Annotated in this window: 16 protein-coding genes; 11 read left to right on the plus strand and 5 right to left on the minus strand. The window is 72.8% G+C overall.

The window, feature by feature from the left end; all coding sequences use genetic code 11:
- Nucleotides 1-191: 191 nt before the first annotated feature.
- Both ACO2Q3_RS11700 and ACO2Q3_RS11705 read right to left on the minus strand, forming a co-directional pair.
- Nucleotides 192-455, minus strand: a complete 264-nt coding sequence (locus ACO2Q3_RS11700; RefSeq protein WP_423306763.1) for a MoaD/ThiS family protein — start codon at nt 453-455, stop codon at nt 192-194.
- On the minus strand, nt 455-1576 hold the full coding sequence (locus ACO2Q3_RS11705; protein ID WP_423306764.1) for a WD40/YVTN/BNR-like repeat-containing protein: 1122 nt from the start codon (nt 1574-1576) through the stop codon (nt 455-457). Before ACO2Q3_RS11705 ends, ACO2Q3_RS11700 begins: the two co-directional genes overlap by 1 nt.
- A gap of 200 nt (nt 1577-1776) precedes the next feature.
- On the opposite strand from ACO2Q3_RS11705, the gene ACO2Q3_RS11710 reads away from it, so the two are divergent.
- The 4 genes from ACO2Q3_RS11710 (at nt 1777) to purB (ending at nt 5535) form a co-directional block, all read left to right on the plus strand.
- A complete protein-coding gene (locus ACO2Q3_RS11710) occupies nt 1777-3075 on the plus strand; it encodes an O-acetylhomoserine aminocarboxypropyltransferase/cysteine synthase family protein (protein WP_423306765.1) in 1299 nt (432 codons plus the stop codon).
- Nucleotides 3076-3149: 74 nt separating this feature from the next.
- Nucleotides 3150-3734, plus strand: coding sequence for a histidine phosphatase family protein (locus ACO2Q3_RS11715; protein WP_423306766.1), 585 nt, complete (start codon nt 3150-3152; stop codon nt 3732-3734).
- A 57-nt stretch (nt 3735-3791) separates the two neighbouring features.
- Complete coding sequence (locus tag ACO2Q3_RS11720; RefSeq protein ID WP_423306767.1) at nt 3792-3971, plus strand: hypothetical protein; 180 nt, start codon at nt 3792-3794, stop codon at nt 3969-3971.
- Nucleotides 3972-4155: 184 nt separating this feature from the next.
- Nucleotides 4156-5535: an adenylosuccinate lyase gene (purB, locus tag ACO2Q3_RS11725; protein WP_423306768.1), complete on the plus strand. Its 1380-nt coding sequence runs from the start codon at nt 4156-4158 to the stop codon at nt 5533-5535.
- 157 nt (nt 5536-5692) lie between these two features.
- Here the strand turns inward: purB and ACO2Q3_RS11730 are convergent, their stop codons facing one another.
- Entirely contained in the window at nt 5693-6166 is a 474-nt protein-coding gene (locus ACO2Q3_RS11730; protein ID WP_423306769.1) for an Hsp20/alpha crystallin family protein, read from the minus strand.
- A gap of 169 nt (nt 6167-6335) precedes the next feature.
- Between ACO2Q3_RS11730 and ACO2Q3_RS11735 the strand changes: the two genes are divergently transcribed.
- The 4 genes from ACO2Q3_RS11735 to ACO2Q3_RS11750 all read left to right on the plus strand — a co-directional run bounded on the left by ACO2Q3_RS11735 (nt 6336) and on the right by ACO2Q3_RS11750 (nt 9676).
- Nucleotides 6336-6563 carry a hypothetical protein gene (locus ACO2Q3_RS11735; protein ID WP_423306770.1) on the plus strand — a complete coding sequence of 76 codons (228 nt, stop codon included), beginning with the start codon at nt 6336-6338 and terminating at the stop codon, nt 6561-6563.
- A gap of 182 nt (nt 6564-6745) precedes the next feature.
- Nucleotides 6746-7846, plus strand: a complete 1101-nt coding sequence (locus ACO2Q3_RS11740; RefSeq protein ID WP_423306771.1) for a type III polyketide synthase — start codon at nt 6746-6748, stop codon at nt 7844-7846.
- A gap of 4 nt (nt 7847-7850) precedes the next feature.
- On the plus strand, nt 7851-8561 hold the full coding sequence (locus ACO2Q3_RS11745) for a methyltransferase domain-containing protein (RefSeq protein ID WP_423306772.1): 711 nt from the start codon (nt 7851-7853) through the stop codon (nt 8559-8561).
- Complete coding sequence (locus ACO2Q3_RS11750) at nt 8558-9676, plus strand: NAD(P)/FAD-dependent oxidoreductase (RefSeq protein ID WP_423306773.1); 1119 nt, start codon at nt 8558-8560, stop codon at nt 9674-9676. Before ACO2Q3_RS11745 ends, ACO2Q3_RS11750 begins: the two co-directional genes overlap by 4 nt.
- Nucleotides 9677-9726: 50 nt before the next feature.
- On the opposite strand, the gene ACO2Q3_RS11755 is transcribed toward ACO2Q3_RS11750, so the two are convergent.
- Complete coding sequence (locus ACO2Q3_RS11755; RefSeq protein ID WP_423306774.1) at nt 9727-10083, minus strand: hypothetical protein; 357 nt, start codon at nt 10081-10083, stop codon at nt 9727-9729.
- A gap of 378 nt (nt 10084-10461) precedes the next feature.
- Here ACO2Q3_RS11755 and ACO2Q3_RS11760 point away from each other — a divergent pair, with 378 nt between their 5' ends.
- Entirely contained in the window at nt 10462-12381 is a 1920-nt protein-coding gene (locus ACO2Q3_RS11760) for an alpha/beta hydrolase family protein (protein WP_423306775.1), read from the plus strand.
- Nucleotides 12382-12415: 34 nt separating this feature from the next.
- Here ACO2Q3_RS11760 and ACO2Q3_RS11765 read toward each other — a convergent pair whose 3' ends face one another.
- A complete protein-coding gene (locus tag ACO2Q3_RS11765; RefSeq protein ID WP_423306776.1) occupies nt 12416-13384 on the minus strand; it encodes a TIGR01777 family oxidoreductase in 969 nt (322 codons plus the stop codon).
- 141 nt (nt 13385-13525) lie between these two features.
- On the opposite strand from ACO2Q3_RS11765, the gene ACO2Q3_RS11770 reads away from it, so the two are divergent.
- Complete coding sequence (locus ACO2Q3_RS11770; protein WP_423306777.1) at nt 13526-14104, plus strand: TetR/AcrR family transcriptional regulator; 579 nt, start codon at nt 13526-13528, stop codon at nt 14102-14104.
- 48 nt (nt 14105-14152) lie between these two features.
- Nucleotides 14153-14539: a VOC family protein gene (locus tag ACO2Q3_RS11775; protein ID WP_423306778.1), complete on the plus strand. Its 387-nt coding sequence runs from the start codon at nt 14153-14155 to the stop codon at nt 14537-14539.
- Nucleotides 14540-14753 lie beyond the last annotated feature (214 nt).

Here is a 14753-nt window from a genome sequence, read left to right on the forward strand (position 1 = left end):
GTCACCCCGGGCGGCGCGCAGCGTCGACCCGGGGCCGGCCGGGACGTCGCCCAGACAGCGGCGATGAGGCGCCGACTGAGCTGGCTGGAGATCGTCTCGGTGGCGGGCCGGCTGGCCCCGGATCGGCGGGCGCTGACACGCCCTGGTCCGGGGTGACGAAGCGAGGAGGCTGCAGGGCTGCCGCCCGCCCCCTACCCGCCCGAGAGCGCGCCGAAGATCAGCAGCTCGTCGTCGGGGGCCAGGGGGTGGGCGATGCTGCGGGTCTCGGCCTGGCCGATGAACAGGCGCATGTGGCGGCGCACGCGGTCCTGTTCGTCGACCACCCGGAACTTCAGCCCGGGAAAGCGGCGATCGAGGTCGTCGAGCACCGCGCCCACCGTGGCGCCGGAGGCCGCCACGCGGGTGGCGCCGTCGGTATAGGCGCTCAGCTGCGAGGGGATCAGCACCTGCGCCATCAGAGCGCCGGGGCCACCGTCACGGAATAGATCTCCGGCAGGTGGGCGGCGATCTGACGCCAGCTCTCGCCCTCGTCCTCGCTGGCCCAGACCTCGCCGCTGGTGGTGCCGAGGTAGAGGCCCATCGGCGCGCCGGCGTCGCCGCACATGGCCTGGCGCTTGACCGTGAACCAGCCCTGCTCGCGCGGGAAGCCGTTGTCCTGCCGCTCCCACGAGGCGCCGCCGTCGCGGGTGCGATAGACGGCCGGGCGCCCGCCCGGGCTGACCCGTGGCCAGACGTCGGTGCCGTCCATCGGGAACACCCAGGCGGTCTGGTCGCAGCGCACGTGCGGCACGATGGAAAAGCCGATGTCGCCGATCTCGCGCGGCATCGCCTCGCCGATCCGGTCCCAGCGGCGGCCCGGCCGGTCCAGCCGGTAGATGCCGCAATGGTTCTGCTGCCAGAGGCGATCGGGGTTGGTGGGCGCCAGGGCGATCTGGTGGGCGTCCTGGCCGAACTCCGGATAGGGGTCGGGCAGGAAGTCGCAGCGCACGTTCTCGTTCAGCGGGGCCCAGCTGGCGCCCTGGTCGGTGGTCTCCAGCACGCCCGCCGTCGGGGTGGCCAGGTACATGTGCCGGGCGTCGCGCGGGTCGATGACGATGCCGGCGACCATCGGCCCGTCCGGCGTGCCCTCGTCGGTGGGCGGAAACCAGTCCATCACCCGCGGATGCTCGTTCAGCCCGGCGACGCCCTCCCAGGTGTCGCCGCCGTCGGCGCTGCGGAACAGCGACTGCGGCGAGGCGCCGGCCCACCAGACCCCCGGCTCGCTGGCGTGCCCGGGCTCGAGCCAGAAGGTGTGATGCACCGAGCGGCCGTGCGGCTCGCCGCTGGCGAAAGCCGGCGGACGGGCGGCCTCGGCCCAGGTGGCGCCGCCGTCGGTGGAGCGCTGGATGGTGGGGCCGAGGTGGCCGGTGGTGGCGGCCGCCAGCAACACCTGCGGGTCGCGCGGGTCCATCACCAGATGGTTGATGATCTGTCCCAGGAACAGCGGCCCGGTCAGCCGCCAGTCACCGCCTCCCCGCTCGCCATCCAGGAACCAGGCCCCCTTGCGGGCGCCGATCAGCAGCCGGGTTTGCGCCATGTCCGTGTCCTCCCGCCCCTAGGACGTCCCATATCACGCCATCCCGACAGGGGGCGACGGGAGGGTGTGCGGGGGGCTCTGGGGGAATGTCGCGGAACCTATCGCGGGACCTTGGATCGCCCTGTCCCCGGAACCGCGCAGCGCGGGCTTTGACCTGCGGCGGCGGCTTTGGCACTAGGGCGGGCAAAACGGAGGCGATGATGGACGCGTCGAAGCTGCGAGCGGAAACCCTGGCGGTGCATGCGGGGTGGCGGGCCGATCCCTCCACCGGCTCGGTGGCGGTGCCGATCCACCAGACCACCTCGTACCAGTTCCGCGACACCGAGCACGCCTCGGCCCTGTTCGCGCTGCAGGAACTGGGCAACATCTATACGCGGATCATGAACCCCACCACCGACGTGCTGGAAAAGCGCGTGGCGGCGCTGGAGGGCGGCGTGGCGGCCCTGGCGGTGGCGTCGGGCCAGGCGGCCTCGGCGTTCGCGATCCAGAACCTGGCCCGGGCCGGCGACAATGTGGTCAGCTCCACCGACCTCTACGGCGGCACCTGGAACCTGTTCGCCAACACCCTGCGCGACCAGGGCGTCGAGGTGCGCTTCGTCGATCCGGCCGACCCGGAGGCGTTCCGCCGCGCCACCGACGGCCGCACCCGCGCCTATTACGCCGAGACCCTGCCGAACCCGAAGCTGGAGGTGTTCCCGATCGCCCCGGTGGCGGCCATCGGCCGCGAGGCTGGCGTGCCGCTGATCATGGACAACACCGCCGCGCCCCTGCTGTGCCGGCCGCTGGAGCACGGGGCGGCGATCGTCGTCTATTCGGCGACCAAGTACCTGGGCGGCCACGGCACCTCGATCGGCGGCCTGATCGTCGACGGCGGGAGCTTCGACTGGGAGGCGGCGGGCGAGCGCCAGCCGTTCCTCAACAGCCCCGACCCCTCGTACCACGGGGCGGTGTGGACCCAGGCCGTCAAGCCGCTGGGCCCGATCGCCTATATCCTGCGCGCCCGGACGGTGCTGCTGCGCGACCTCGGCGCGGCGATGTCGCCGTTCAACGCCTTCCAGATCATCCAGGGGGTCGAGACCCTGCCGCTGCGCATGCCGCGCCACGCCGAGAACGCCGCCCAGGTCGCCGCCTGGCTGGCCGCCCGGGCGGACGTCACCCGGGTGATCCACCCCGGCCAGCAGTCCGGCGAGGCCCGCGCCCGCGCCGACCGCTACCTCAGCGGCGGCTATGGCGGGCTGGTAGGCTTCGAGCTGGCCGGCGGCGTGGCGGCCGGCCGCCGCTTCATCGACAGCCTGCAGCTGCTCTACCACGTGGCCAACATCGGCGACGCGCGCAGCCTGGCCATCCACCCGGCCTCCACCACCCACTCGCAGCTGTCTGAGGCCGAACAGGCCGCCACCGGCGTCACCCCCGGCTATGTGCGCCTGTCGCTGGGCCTGGAGCACATCGACGACATCCTCGCCGACCTCGACCAGGCGCTGGCCGCCGCGGCGGGCTGAGCGCCCTAGAACTACGGTCGCCGGCCCCTGCGGCACGGCTTGACGCCCTGCCGGCGCTCGCGCAGTGGGGAGGCATGCCGCGCCGGATCCTGCTCGTTCGACATTGCCAGTCCGAGGCCAACGCCGCCGGACGCCTGGAGGGCAAGGGGGATTCGCCGCTGAGCGAGGCCGGCCAGGCGCAGGCCGCCCGCGTGGCCGCCTTCATCGCCGCCCAGGCGATCGGCGAGGCGACCCTGATCGCCAGCCCCCAAGCCCGCGCCCGCGCCACCGCCGAGGCGATCGCCGCGCTGTGCGGCTGGACCGCGGCGCACGACCACCGCATCCGCGAGGGCGAGTTCGGCTGGATGGAGGACCGCTCCTACGCCGAGGTCGGCCGGCACATGGCGGAGAACCAGCTCAGCACGCTGGACGCCGCGGCGTTCGGCGGCGAGACCCGCGAAATCATCGCCGGGCGCTTCTGGGAGGCGCTCAGCGAGGCGCTGGCCGCCAGCGAGGGGCCGCTGGTCGCCGTCACCCACGGCTACGCCATCCACGCCCTGGTGGAGCACCGCTTCGGCCACCCGCTGGCCCTGGCCCACATCGCCAACGGCGACGTCATCGAACTGTGGCTCGACGGCGAGGCCGTCCCCGAGCCGCCGCGCCGACACCCGCTGGGCTGAGCGGCGGCATCGGGTCAGATCATTCCATCTGGCCCTGAGAGGCTCTAGGCTGGCGCGATGTCAGAGTCAGACCGCGAGCTCCGCGAAGAGCTTACCCAAGCCATCGACAAGGTCCGCCGGGAGCTCGAGATCCTGCAGGCGCCCTCCAGCATCGGCGGCTCGCCCGCCAACGGCAGCGTCATCGCCGAGCTGGAGGACGAGCTTCGCCGCCTGGAAGAGGCCAAGGCCGACCTTTAGGTGGGCCGACCTTTAGGTGGGCCGACCTCTGGGCGGGCCGACCCCAAGATGAGCGGGTCGCGGCCCGCAACGGCGCCTTTCCGGCCCGGCGAGCGCGGGCGCCTTCGCGATGGGGCTTGACCTCAAGGGGCTGTATGCTGTCCCCAGCGTGCCGAACGCCCCACCGCCGACTTCCGGAGTTCCCGTGACCGCTCTGCCCTCTCAGCCGCTCAGCCCGCTGGACGGCCGCTATCTGCCGGCCGTGGCCGCCCTGGCGGACTATCTGTCGGAGGCCGGGCTCAACCGCGCCCGCGTCGAGGTCGAGGTGGAGTGGCTGATCGCCCTGACCGACCGCGGCCTGTTCGGCGCCGCGCCTTTGGACGCCGCCGGCAAGGCGCGGCTCCGCTCGCTGTACGCCGACTTCGGCCAGGCCGAGATCGACTGGCTGGCCGAGCGCGAGGCGATCACCCGCCACGACGTCAAGGCGGTGGAGTATCTGGTGCGCGACCGGCTGGAGGCCATGGGCCTGGGGGCCGTGGCCGAGCTGACCCACTTCGCCTGCACCAGCGAGGACATCAACTCCACCGCCTACGCCCTGACGGTGCAGCGCGCGGTGACCCGGGTGTGGCTGCCCAAGCTGCGCGCGGTGATCGACACCCTGGCGACGATGGCGGCGGCGCACCGCGACGCGGCGATGCTGTCGCGCACCCACGGCCAGCCGGCCACGCCGACGACCATGGGCAAGGAAATCGGGGTGTTCGCCTGGCGGCTGCAGCGCATCGCCCGGCAGATCGAAGGCTCGGAGTACCTGGCCAAGTTCTCCGGCGCCACCGGCACCTGGTCGGCGCACCTGGCGGCCGAGCCCGACGTGGACTGGCTGGCGCTGGCCCGCGACTTCATCGAGGGGCTGGGCATCGGCTTCAACCCGGTGACCACCCAGATCGAGTCGCACGACTGGCAGGTGGAGCTGTACGATCGCGTGCGGCACGCCGGCGGGGTGCTGCACAACCTGGCCACCGACATGTGGAGCTATATCTCGCTGGGCTATTTCGCCCAGATCCCGGTGGCCGGGGCCACCGGCTCGTCGACCATGCCGCACAAGATCAACCCGATCCGCTTCGAGAACGCCGAGGCCAACCTGGAAATCTCCGGCGGGCTGCTGGCCACCCTGGCGCAGACCCTGGTCACCTCGCGGCTGCAGCGCGACCTCACCGACTCCACCACCCAGCGCAACATCGGCGTCGCGCTCGGCCATTCGCTGCTGGCGCTCGACAACCTGCAGCGCGGCCTGGGCGAGGTGTCGCTGGCGCAGCCGGTGCTGGACGCCGACCTGGAGGCGAACTGGGAGGTGCTGGCCGAGGCGATCCAGACCGTGGTGCGCGCCGAGATCACCGCCGGCCGCTCGCAGATCAGCGACCCCTACGCCCTGCTCAAGGACCTGACCCGCGGCCGCCGCGTCGGCGCGGCCGAGCTGGCCGAGTTCGTGCGCGGCCTCGATGTGGGCGAGGCCGCCAGGGCCCGCCTGCTGGCGCTGACCCCCGCCACCTACACCGGCCTCGCCGCCGGCCTCGTCGACCTGATCTGACGACGCCGGCCGCACTGCGGCGGCAGTCTCATAGGTGCTGAAACGGCCGGCAGGCCTGCCGCCGGCGCAGCCGCCGCCCCCGCGATGGCGGAGGCGGCGGCCAGCGCGACGGGGATCCGGGGGAAGGGTCGGGCCGCCGCGCGCCGTCGCCCAGCCGTCAGCCGGCCTGGACGGCGATCTTCTTGGGCTCGGTCTTCGCCGGCGTCGGGATGGTGACCTTCAACACGCCCTTGGCGAGGCTGGCCTTGATCTGGTCCGGCTGCACGCCCTCGGGCACGGCGATCGAACGCGAGAACGAGCCGTAGCCCCGTTCGACGAAGTGATAGTTCTTGTCCTTCTGTTCGGACTCGACATTTTTCTCGCCGCTGACGGTCAGCACGCCGTCGGCGACGCTGACGTTCACGTCCTTTTCCTCCAGTCCCGGCAGCTCGACGGTCAGCTCCAGGCCATCCTTGGTCTCGGCCAGGTCCATCTTGCAGCGGACGTCGGCGCCGGCGCGCCCGACGGGAAAGCCGGGACTGAAGTCCTCGAACAGGCGATCGATCTCGCGCTGGAGCGAGCCGAACACGTTGGCGAAGGGGGTCGCGGCGACGGCGGCCTGCTTCACGGGAACGTTGGCGGGAGCGTTCATGGCGGTGTCTCCGGAATGTCGTCCCTCTCGGGACCGGGCCAACAAAGCGCCGCCCGCAGGCCGGCGCCTTGACCTGCGTCAATCCGCCTCGCACCCGGCCGACGCTCGCCGCGGCGACGCGTCAGGACCGAAGCGGCGGCGACCGCCCGATCGGTGCTATAGGCCGCGCATGAGCCCGCTGACCGCCTTTGGCCTTGTCGCCGTGACGGCGATGCTGGTCTGCTATGCGATGGAACGCCGGTCGCCCTGGTGGGTGCTGGGGTTCGCCGCCTCGTGCTGGCTGGGCTCGGCCTATGGCTTTCTGCAGGGCGCGTGGCCGTTCGGCCTGGTGGAAGCGATCTGGGGCGGGGTGGCGCTGGCGCGGTGGCTGAAGCTGCGGGCTGCGCCGCGCCTCTGAAATGCCCAGTAAAATAAGGGCTCGCCGGCGCCCGGCGGCCCTTTTCGCGCCATCCGGTTGTGTGCAATCATTCGCCGGTCAGCCTGGAACGCGCCTCCGTCCTGCCCGTTACGCCTGCGCGCCGCCGATCGGCTGTCGCTTAGAGCCGCGCCTCCCGCGCGGCGTCAGTACGGAAGGCCTGGATGGCGCGCGCCCATATCAACCGGATCGGGACGGCGACGCCGCCCCACGACGTGCATTCCGCCTTCCTCAAGCTGATCGACCAGTCGCTGGCCGACCCGCGCGAGCGGCGGCTGTTCGGCAAGATGGCCGAGCGGGCCGCCATCGAGCACCGCTTCTCCGACTTCGAGCCGGCCAGCGACGGCGGCCGGATGATCGGCGACGCCGAGGGGTTCTACACCCTGGACGCCTCGCCCTCGACCGGTGCGCGGATGGCCCGCTTCGAGGCCGCCGCGCCGCGCCTGGCGCTGAGCGCCATCGACGCCCTGGGCCTGGGCGACGAGCGCGAGCGGATCACCCACCTGGTGGTGGCCTCGTGCACCGGCTTCGTGGCGCCGGGCCTGGACCAGATGATCGTCCGCGCCGCCGGGCTGGACCCGGGCGTCGAGCGCACCGTGGTCGGCTTCATGGGCTGCTACGCGGCGGTCAACGCGCTGCGGCTGGCGCACCACATGGTGCGCTCCGAGCCCGAGGCGCGGGTGCTGGTGGTCAACCTCGAGCTCTGCACCCTGCACTTCCAGCAGACTGCCCGGCTGCAGGAGATCCTGTCGATGATGCTGTTCGGCGACGGCTGCTCGGCGGCGCTGGTGACGGCGGACGAGACCGGCGTGGCGCTGGTCGACTTCCGCGCCGCCACCATCGAGGACAGCGCCGAGGCGATCACCTGGCGCATCGGCGACCATGGCTTCGACATGACCCTGTCGGGCGAGGTGCCGGGGCGCATCCTGCGCGCCCTGGCCGCCGAGCGCGAACGCAACGACGACGGCGGCCTGCTGCGCGGACGCCGGCCCGAGGACTTCGACGTCTGGGCGGTGCACGCCGGCGGGCGCACCATCCTGGACGCGGTGGAGGCCGGCTTCCAGCTGGCGCCGACGGCGCTGGACTGGTCGCGCGGGGTGCTGCGCGACTTCGGCAACATGTCCTCGGCGACGCTGATGTTCGTGCTGCAGCGGATCCTGGCCGGCGCCCGCAGCGCCGCGCCCGCCAGCCCGCCGAAGGATGGCTTCGCCGTGGCGTTCGGCCCGGGGCTCGCCGCCGAGAGCTTCCGCTTCCAGCTGGTCTAGGCCGGTGCGCAGCTTCGCCCAGCGCTCCGCCGAGGCCGAATGGATGGACGCCGACGACGTCTCGCCGGAGGTCCTCACCGGCTGCCTGGCGGACCTGGCCAAGGTCAACACCGTCACCCTGGCGCGGCCGCCGACCCTGGCCTGGCTGGCGAAGGCCACCCGCGGCCTGGCCCCCGGCTCGACCATCAGCGTGCTCGACGTGGGCTATGGCCAGGGCGACATGCTGCGCGCCGTGCACCGCTGGGCGACCAGGGCCGGCTTCCGGCCGCGCCTGACCGGCATCGACCTCAGCCCCTGGAGCGCGCCGGCGGCCAAGGCGGCCACGCCGGCCGACATGCGCATCGACTTTCGCACCGGGGACGTGTTCGCCTTTCAGCCGGATGAGCCGCTGGACTTCGTGATCAGCTCCCTGGTCACCCACCACCTGCCCGACGAGATGGTGGTGCGCTTCATCGACTGGATGGAGGCCAGCGCCCAACGCGGCTGGTTCATCAACGACCTGCACCGCCACCCGCTGGCCTTCTATGGCTTCACCGCCCTGTCGACGGTGGCCGGCTGGCACCCGTTCGTTCGCCACGACGGGCCGGTGTCGGTGGCGCGGGCCTTCCAGCGGCGCGACTGGGAGCGGCTGCTGGCCGCCTCTGCCGTGGATCGCCAGGCCGTGCGCGTGGACTGGCGCTTTCCCTTCCGGCTATGCGTGGGGCGGGTGAAGTGAGCGATCCGGTCATCGTCGGCGGCGGGCTGGCCGGGGGCGCGGCCGCCGCGCTGCTGGCGGCCGCAGGGCGGCGGCCGCTGGTGCTGGAGCGCGAGCGAGAACCGAAGGACAAGATCTGCGGCGAGTTCCTGTCGACCGAGGCGCAGGCGCACCTGGCGGCCCTCGGCCTGGACCTGGCCCGCCTGGGCGGAGCGCCGATCGGCGGCGTGCGGATGGTGGCCGGCGGGCGATCGGTGGAGCGGCCCCTGCCGTTCCGCGCCCTGGGCCTGACCCGCAAGCGGCTGGACGAGGCCCTGCTGGAGCACGCCGGAGCATTGGGCGCGCAGGTCCGCCGCGGCGTCTCGGCCCGCGCGGTCGGCGAGGGCCGGCTGGAGACCAGCGAGGGCGCCCTGACGGCCCCCCGGCTGCTGCTGGCCAGCGGCAAGCACGACGTGCGCGGCGCGCGGCGCGAGCCGTCGGCCGGGACCCTGCGCGGCATGGTGGGCTTCAAGAGCTATTTCCGCCTGGAACCGCGCCAGGCCGCCGCCCTCGCCGGCTTCGTCGAGGTGGTGCTGTTCGACGGCGGCTATGCCGGCCTGCAGCCGGTGGAGGATGGCCTGGCCAACCTGTGCCTGGTGATCCGCCAGGGCGCCTTCGAGGCCCTGGGCAAGACCTGGCCGGCGCTGCAGGCGCGGCTGGTGGACGAGCCGCATCTGGCGCGGCGGCTGGAGGGGGCCCAGGCCGTCTCGCCGCGGCCGCTGACGGTGGCCGACATCCCGTACGGCCATGTGCATCGCGGCGGTGGTCCGGACGGGCTCTATCGTCTCGGCGACCAGGCGGCGGTGATCCCCTCGTTCAGCGGCGACGGCATGGCCATCGCCCTGCACAGCGCCCGGCTGGCGGCGCAGGCGGTGCTGCAGGGCGCGGGCGCGGGCGCCTACCACCGGCGCCTCGCCGACGACGTCGGGCGGCAGATCCGCCTGGCCGTCTGGCTGCAGCGCCGCGCCGAGGGCTGGCCGGGCCGCCACGCCGCGGTCGGCGCCCTGGGCCTTGTCCCCGCCGCCCTGCCCCGCCTGGCGGCCTGGACCCGCGTCCCCGAGGCCGCGCTGCGGCGCGCCGGCCTGGGCGTGGCCTGACCGCGGTCGCCCGCCGGAGGTCCGCCGCCAAGGCGCCGCGGCCGCTCAGGTCAGCTGGGCTTGGTGCACTTCTTTCCGGCGGCGATGTAGCTGTTGCCGCACTTGACTCCCTTGCCCGGGCCGCCGGCCGGCTTGGCGGCGCACAGTTTGGAGTCGACGAAGCGCTTGGTGACGCTGTCGACGCACTTGCCCTGGGCGTTCAGCACCGGGGTCCCCTTGCTGGCCGTCACCGCCGGCGCGGGCGTCGCGGCCGCCGCGGGGCTGGCGGCGGGCTTTGCCGGCTTGGCGGGCTTGGCCGCCGCCGGCTTGGCCGCGCTGGAGGCGCCACTGGACGTTGCAGCCATGGGCGATGAAGACAATCCCACGGCGATCAGCATCGAGGCAAGCATAGTGACAGCGGTGCGCATGATCTTTCTCCCAGATTGACCATCGACCGTGGCGCCACGTTTGGCACGAAGCAAAGCTTTCCGCGTGCTCGATTCGAGTAAATCGATTCTTCTACTATTCTATGCAGAATCTGATTCTTCCATGACTCGTAGAATACTGATCGGTAGCCGCGCAATATGCACGCATGTCGGCCAATTTTGATTGTCTGGGAGCCCTCCCTGAAGCGATCCGGCAGGGGACCGTGCGCGGCGAGGAAGGCCGCCCCGTCTGCCTCCCCGGCGACGGCGGCCAGCCCAAGTTCCCGGCAGGTCGCCGCCAAGGCGACGCTTGCCGCCGACGCCCGTTGACGGTTCGCGCGGCGGCTGCAACGCCCGGGGTCCACGCCCCCGGAGAGCGCCTTGCCCCCTCGCCCGTCCACCGTCCTGGCCGTCCTGGCCGCGTTCGCGGCGCTGACCGCGGCGTCGCCCGCCGCCCACGCCGAGGCGCCGCCGTCGCCACCGCCGGTGGAGGCCTATGGCCGGCTGCCGGACGTAGAGATGATGCAGCTGTCGCCGTCGGGCGAACGGCTCGCCTATGTGCGGGTCAAGGGCGACGCGCGCGAGCTGGTGATCAAGACCGTAGCCGGCGAGGCGGTGCTGGTGGCCCCCGTCGGGCTGTCGAAGATCCGCGGCCTGGACTGGGCGGGGGAGGACCGGCTGGTGATCACCGCCAGCAGCGCCATGACCCTGGCGTTCAACGACTTCGCCCAGGGCGAACGCTTCCAGTCGCTGGTGATCAACCTGAAGAGCCAGAAGGTGCTCAAGGTGTTCGACGGCAAGGCCGACATGTACCCGATGACCTTCGGCTTCAACGGCGCGGTGCAGCGCGGCGACCGCTGGTTCGGCTACTTCCTGGGCATCGCGCGGCGCAGCACCGGCTATGCCGAGCTCTACCGGGTCGACCTGGACTCCGGCGATGAACAGCGCGCGGCGGCCGGCTATCAGCGGCCGCACGCCTGGGCGCAGGACGACACCGGCGCGATCGTCGCCACCACCGAGTTCAACGAGAGCGCCGGCGACTGGACCCTGCGCGCCGGCGGCGAGGGCGCCCCGGTGGTCGCCACCCTGCACGACAGCCTCGGCGGGATGGCCCTGGCGGGCCTCGGCCGGGGCCCGGGCTCGGTGGTGATCGACGCCGACATCCCCGAGGAATGGTCGCTGGCCGACGGCGCGCACAAGCCGCTGGTGGAGACGGGGCGGGTCGAGGGCGAGATCTTCGATCCGCGCAGCCACCGGCTGGTCGGGGCGTGGATGGCCGAGGACCGCGCGACGCAGCGCTTCTTCGAGCCGGCGCTGGCGGGACGGCAGGCGGCCCTGGCCAAGGCCCTGGGCAGTCCGCCGATCCTGCTGACCTGGAGCGCCGACTATCGCCGCATCGTCGCCTTCACCGAGGGCGACCGCGACGCGGGCACCTATTGGCTGGTGGACGGCGGCTCGGTGAAGCCGATCGCCTACGCCTATCCGGCGATCCCGGACGCCGCCGTGGGCGAGACCCGGATGATCGCCTACAAGGCCGCCGACGGCCTGGACCTGAGAGGCGTGCTGACCCTGCCGCCGGGGCGCGAGCCGCACAACCTGCCGGTCGTGGTGATCCCGCACGGGGGGCCGGAGGCGCGCGACACGGTGCGCTTCGACTATTGGGCGCAGGCCTTCGCGGCCCGCGGCTATGCGGTGTTCCAGCCCAACTTCCGCGGCTCCAGCGGCTATGGCGCCGCCTTCCGCGACGCAGGCTTCGGCCAGTGGGGGCGCAAGATGCAGACCGACATCTCCGACGGCCTGGCCGACCTCGCGCGGCACGGCGTCGTCGACCCGAAGCGCGCCTGCATCTTCGGCGGCAGCTACGGTGGCTACGCGGCCCTGGCCGGAGTCACCGTGCAGCAGGGGCTGTACCGCTGCGCCGTGTCGTACGGCGGCATTTCAGACCTGGGCGCGCTGCTGCAGCAGGAGGCGCCGGCCGACGCCGACAATCGCAACGCCTCGGTGCGCTATCTGCGCAGGTTCCTGGGCGTGGGCCTGGACGCCTCCCTGAAGGACCTCTCGCCCGCGCAGCTGGCCGGGCGGGCGGACGCGCCGATCCTGCTGATCCACGGCGCAGACGACACCGTCGTGCCGATCAGCCACGCGCGGGAGATGGAGAGCGCCCTGCGCAAGGCCGGCAAGCCGGTGGAGTTCGTGCTGCTGAAGAGCGAGGACCACTGGCTGTCGCGCCAGGCCACGCGCGAGGCGATGCTGAGCGCCGCCGTCGACTTCGTGATGCGCAACAACCCGCCGGACCGCTGACGCCCGCCCTTCCCCGCGGCCGGCCACGCGCCGGTCAGAAGCTGACTTCGACCAGGTCCGTCAGCGCCGCGTCGATCTCGGCGAAGCGGAAACGGTAGCCGGCCTCCAGCGTGCGGCGCGGCCGCACCAGCTGGCCCTCCAGCAGGATCGACGAGCGCTCGGCGCCGACCAGCCGGCGCACCAGCCAGGCCGGCGCGCGCCAGGTCACCGGCCGGCGCAGGTGGCGGGCAAAGGCGCGTATGAAGGTCTCGTGCGGCACGATGCCGGGCGCGACGGCGTTGAACCGGCCGGCCAGGTCCGGGCGATCGATCAGGTGCAGCAGGATGCCGGTCATGTCGTTGACGTGGATCCACGGGAACGGCTGGCGGCCGCTGCCGATCACGGCGCCCAGGCCAAGGCAGAACGGCAGCCGGATGATCGGCAGGAAGCCGCGCCCCTCGCCGATGCGCCACAGCCGGCCGAGGAACCCCTCGCGGCGCACCGCGCCCAGCACGATGCCGATGCGCACCTGCACGTGCCGCACGCGGGTGGCGTCGACGCCGCGGGCCGCCGCCTCCCACAGGGCGACCAGCTCGGCGGGGAAGTCGACGCCCATCGGCTGGGAGTCCTCGTCGAGTTCCGGATAGTCCGCCGCCCCGCCCAGTTCCGCCGTGCCGTAGAAGCACTTGCCCGCGGTCGAGACGAACACCGCCGGCGGCCGCGCGCTGCCGTTGATCGCGGCGACCAGGGTGCGGGTGGTCTCCACGCGCGAGCCGATCACCTCCGCGCGATAGGCGTCATTCCAGCGCCGCCGCGGATTGAGGATGTGCTGTCCGGCGAGGTTCACCACCGCGTCGCACGGCGGCAGGCCGTCCTGCGCCAGGTCCTCCCAGGTGATGCGGCCCGGCCCGGGCTGGCGCGAGATCCAGGTCACCCGGTCGCCCCGCCGGCGAAGCGCCTCGCTCAGCGCCTGCCCGATGAAGCCGGACCCGCCGCCGATGACCACATGCAGGCTGTCGCTCATGCAACCCGACTATCCACCCAGCATTGCAGAAGGGTTACGGTACACCGAGGGGCGGCGGCGTCAGCCTATCGGTTGGCGCCTCGCGACTTGACACTGACCGCCAGTCAGTAGCTAATGACCCCGGGTCAATAGGAAACGCCCATGGACCGGCCACGCCGCCGGCGCCTCTCGCCCGAGGCGCGCAAACGCGAGATCGTCGAGGTCGCCGAGCGGCTCATCGCCGCCCAGGGCGCCAGCGTGCGCGCCGAGGACGTGGCGCGCGAGGCGGGGGTGGCCAAGGGCACGCTGTTCTTCCACTTTCCCACCTGGGACGACCTGCTGGAGACCGTCCGCCAGCGGCTGGTGGGCGCCTTCGATGCGGCCCATCCCCTGCCGGCAGGCGGCGTGGACGAGGGTCCCACCGACTGGCCGGCGCTGGTGGAGACCCAGGCCGAGGCCTTCATCGACTTCACCCTGTCGCGGCGCGGCTTCGGCGAGGCGGTGTTCCATTCCGACTTCGCAGAGCGCCGGCCCCTGGCCGACAACGGCATCCAGCGCCTGTCCGGGGTGATCCGCGCGGGCCAGGCCGACGGCGCCTTCGGCCCGGTGGACCCGGCGCCCACCGCGCGCCTGCTGTTTGCGGCGATCCACGAGTCCGCCGACGCCCTGGCCGCGGGCGCCGACCGCGCCGCCACCCTGGCCGCTCTGCGCGCCCTGCTGCGCCGCGCCCTGGCGCCCTGAGCGGCCGGCCCGCCCCATTCAAGCCCCACACCAAGACAGGAGGACCCCATGAGCGAAATCCAGGTGAACGTCCGGTACATGGTCGACGACGTGCCCCCCTGCGTGGACTGGTATGTGAAGCATTTCGGCTTCGAGCCGGTCGGCCCCGCCTCCCCCGCCTTCGCGGCGGTGCAGAAGGGCCCCCTGCGGCTGCTGATCAGCGGCCCGATGAGTTCGGCCGGACGGCCGATGCCCGACGGCCGCAAGCCCGAGCCGGGCGGCTGGAACCGCTTCCAGGTGATCACAGAGGACATCGCCGCCGACGTCGCCCGCCTGACCGCCGAGGGCGTCGCCTTCCGCAACGCCATCCTCACCGGCCCCGGCGGCTCCCAGGTGCTGGCCGAGGACCCCGCCGGCAATGTGGTGGAGATCTTCCAGCCGGCGACATGGGGCTGAGCCCGGCTCGCCGGTCTCCCTGGTCCCGTCCAAGCCGGGATGGGGGCTCCTGCGAAGCGCCGCGCCCGGCCGGAGCCCCCGCCCCCCTTTCGCAATAGCGCCGCGCCCGGGGCGGAGCACAGGCGGCCGCCCAAGCGCGAAAACTCAGCGGCCTGACGGTCTCGCCGCGTGCAGGCGGGCAAATACTCGCGACTGTTCTGAAGAACAGCGTTCA

The sequence above is a fragment of the Caulobacter sp. KR2-114 genome, assembly GCF_049446115.1.
GTDB lineage: Bacteria > Pseudomonadota > Alphaproteobacteria > Caulobacterales > Caulobacteraceae > Acaudatibacter.